Genomic DNA, 3,830 nt, shown 5'->3' on the forward strand with positions numbered 1-3,830 from the left:
AGCGATTTAGGACCACTTCTGTCCCGATTTCCGTATTGGTCGCACTGCATTTACAGAGATTCGTCTCTTTTAATTGAAGCGGAATTTCCGCTGAACGCTCTGGGAGCGGGGTGGCAGGTGCTCACCGTGCAGATGGAGGGGCTCCTCTATCGATCTCCCGGGAGAATTTCTTGTCTTTGTGAGGAGGAGAACTTCCATGAATACTTTCCGGCCGATCTTGGTGTGCCTGGCCCTGACCGTGACCCTGGCCTGGCTTGGGTCACCCTCTCCGGCGTCGGCCCAAGGCCGCACCGACTTTCTGAACGTCGAGAGCCCACAGGTGCACTCCATCGAGGTAGCGCGGGTCGACGGCCACGACTACCTGCTGGTGTGCAACACCCCGGACAACTCGGTGGAGATCTGGGATACCGACGAGACGGTGCCGGTGGCGGCGCGCATGCTGGCGCGGGTGCCCACCGGTCTGCGACCGGTTTCGGTGCGCTGGAACCCCGACCTGGACCGCTTCTACGTCGCCAACTTCCTCGGCGACTCGGTCACCTCGGTGATCCTTTCCGCCCCCGGCGGACCTTCCACCCTCTCGGCGACGGTGGACCGCACCACCTGGGTGGGCGACGAGCCCATGGACATCGCCTTCCACGACTTCGAGGAGACCGACCCCGACGGCGTCACCACCATCCGCCATAGTCTCTTCCTCACCCATATGACCCTCGACGTTTGGGGCTGGTACGACGCCCTGACCCTCGACGAGCTGAATCCCGGCTTCGCCGCCTTCAACGCCGAAGTGCCCAAGACCGCCGATCGGGACGGCGACGGCATGCCCGACAACATCGCTCTCAAGGAGCCCCGGGCCATCGCCACCGACTGCGGCAACCTGGTGATTCTGGGGATGAAGGGTGGGGATACCACCGACTACGACTTCGACGTCTACTTCGCTGATCTGGTCACCGGTACCACCCGCGACCTCGGCGGCCTCGGCTCGACCAATTGGAATATGGCCTTCACCGTTGGCGACGATCTGCTGGTGGTGGGCGGCGAGGCGCAGAATCAGGTGCTGCGGGACGAGCCGGTGGTGGCGGCGGCGGCCACGGGATTCGTGGAGCACACGCTCTATTACGTCGAGAACGCCTGCGACGCTCAGAACACCGTCGTCCACCGCCGGGACGTCAATCTGGAGCCGACGCCGGTCCAGCCCTTCCCGCCGCCTCCGCAGCCCAATGTTCGGGTGGTGGCCAAGGACCGTGCGCTGGCGCAGCTCACCTCGGTGGTGCCCTTCGAGCCCAGCGAGGACGTGGAGAAGGTCTTCTTCACCGCCTTCAACAGCGACCGCATCGGCATCATCGTGCCCAACCTCGGTCAGCATCCCAATTGGTGGCCCATCCGGCGCATGGGAGTGCCGGTGGTGGCGGGCTCGACCAACGCCCGCTCCGGCCCCCGGTCGCTGGCGCTGAAGAGCAAGAACGCCGACCAGGATCAGGATCCGGGGCACCGGCTCTACTCCCTCAACCGTCTGGACAATTCGGTGTCCATCTTCGACCCGGTGAACGAGGTGTGGGTCGGGGAGTTCGCTCTCAGTCAGGATCCCACTCCCAGCTGGGTGCGGGCGGGGCAGGAATTCCTCTACAGCGCCGAGCTCTCCGGCAATGGATTCAACTCCTGCGCCAGCTGTCATACGGACGCCCGCACCGACGGCCTGGCCTGGGATCTCGGCGATCCTGCGCTACCGCCAGCGCCGATCCCGCCGGGGCTCTTGGACCGGCCCAGCTTCCAGATCGAATTCTTCCCTTCGGACAAGCAGTGGATGGTGACCCAGAGTCTCCAGGGGCTGCTCAATTGGGAGGTGGAGCCGGTGAATCAGGAGTGGTTCACCAACGCGCCGTACCACTGGCGCGGCGACCGGGCCGACTTCACCGCCTTCAACGGCGCCTTCGTCAGCCTCTTGGGGGGCAGCATGCTGTCGCCGGACGAGATGACCGCCTACGAGGTGTTCATCAACTCCATTCACTACCCGGGCAATCCCAAGCAGCCCCTGGGGCGCGAGTACAGTGGTGACTTCGGCGTCGATCAATTCGATCCCAACGCCACCGGCGCCCAGCTGGGTCTGAAGCTCTATCACCTGATCAGCTCCGACGGCTTCGCCTGCGTCCACTGTCACTCGTTGCCGGAGGGCAGCAACAACCGCATCACCGAGGTGATCAGCGGCAGCTCCCCCTTCGGAGCCCACGCCCAGATGGCCAACCAGCCCATCGAGACGGCGGCCATGCGGGGCCTGTTCCAGAAGGAGGCCCGGCTCGACAAGACCGGCGCTTCGGATCCCTTCTTCTCGCCCATCACCGGCCTCGAGGGCATGGCCCACACGGGCTTCCAGGTGCCCAACCCGGCGATCACCAATCCCCAGGACTTCAACGCCCTGGGCAGCATCAATGGGTTCAATCGCTTCTTCTTCACCAGCGCCTTCTGCCCGGGGCACAACCCCAACGATCCGCTGGACGATTTCTGCACCAACCTGGTGGGGCTCAACCAATTCGTCCACGAGCTGGATTGGGGCGTGGCGCCCATCGTCGGTGTCTCCTATACGGTGACCCCGGCGAACACCGGTGCACCGCTCACCACCACCGCCTTCAACGTCCTCGAGGGCCAGAGCCGAGTGGCCAACGGTGGCGTTGCCGTGCAGGCCTTCCTGGGCGGCGTCCAGCGGGGCTTCTGGTTCGATCCCACGGCGCCGGTACAGGCCTATGTGGAGGAGCCCGGAGGCACCGTCTTCACCCGCGCCGCCTTGATCGGCCTGGTGTCGGCGAGTCGGGACCGGCTGATGGTGATCTCGACGCCGCTGGGCGAAGAGCGGAGGGTGGCGGCCCCCACCGGCACCACGGTGCCGATTCCGGGACCGTCGCCGGCAAGTCTGTTGCTCGAGCCCATGAACACCAATACCGCCAACGTCAACGTGCCCCAGATGACCTTCTTCTGGGCCGGGGCGACGCCGCAATTCGGTGGTGCTTTCTCCCATTCGGTGCGGCTGCTCCAGCACGGGCTGCTGCAGGACGCCCCGGCGCCCCACTTCGGGCTGCCGCAGATCCGTCACGACGCGCCCCGGCGCTTCCGGGTCTCCGGCGACAACATTCGTCACGGCGCGCAGCTGGAGATCCTCTATCACTGCGACGAGAGCAGGGATCTGCCGCCGGATACCTCGCTGCGGCCGGACCATCCGGACCAGGTGGAGCTCTGTGAGCTGACCCTGCCCATCTATCCCACGGATCAAGTGGGGACCGAGGAGAGCCCCCGGTGGGAGACCGCGGTGGAGGCGGAGCATTGGCTGTACTACAGCCTGATGTTGGGCGGTGAGAACGCCCCCGGCGTGAGCGCCGCCCTGGGGGACTTCGGCATCACCATCCCCGAGCCGCCGCCGGTGGGTACCTTCAGCCCCGTCGCCTGGAATTGGGTGTGGGCGCAGGTGCGCAACCTGGACGGCACCCTCGGCGCCGCCGGCTGGCAGCGAGTCACTATCCAGTAGCTCCTGTCGGTTCCAGCAAAGGCCCCCGGTTGGCGCTCGCCCCCGGGGGCTTTTCCTTATTGTTCCTACCCGAGTCGCAGGCGAGTTGGTGGGCTGGCGCCCACCCTAGGGGAGGCTGTCGAGCTTTGGGCTGTAGAGTGGGCGCCAGCCCTCCGTATCGTCTTGTTTGAAGAAAATATGCCCGGCACCGGCCCTGAAGTTGCTCCCGTAACGGGTCGCCACGGTGGGGAATTCACAAATTTTGGAGATTATTCAGTGAATCTGTTCTCAGAAATTGAACTCGACGGCGATCCACCCTCCCGGGCCCTGTTTGATATGGTAG

Annotated in this window: 1 protein-coding gene; it reads left to right on the forward strand. The window is 65.1% G+C overall.

Going from position 1 to position 3,830, the window contains the following annotated elements; all coding sequences use genetic code 11:
* The first annotated feature begins 196 nt into the window (after positions 1-196).
* Positions 197-3,508 carry a hypothetical protein gene (locus tag SX243_25530; GenBank protein ID MDY7096351.1) on the forward strand — a complete coding sequence of 1,104 codons (3,312 nt, stop codon included), beginning with the start codon at positions 197-199 and terminating at the stop codon, positions 3,506-3,508.
* Positions 3,509-3,830: the final 322 nt, after the last annotated feature.

The sequence above is a fragment of the Acidobacteriota bacterium genome, assembly GCA_034211275.1.
Lineage (GTDB): Bacteria > Acidobacteriota > Thermoanaerobaculia > Multivoradales > JAHZIX01 > JAGQSE01.

What these genes read in the sequence shown, in the direction of transcription:
- SX243_25530 (MDY7096351.1), top strand. Translation starts at nt 197, where the DNA reads ATGAATACTTTCCGGCCGATCTTGGTGTGCCTGGCCCTGACCGTGACC.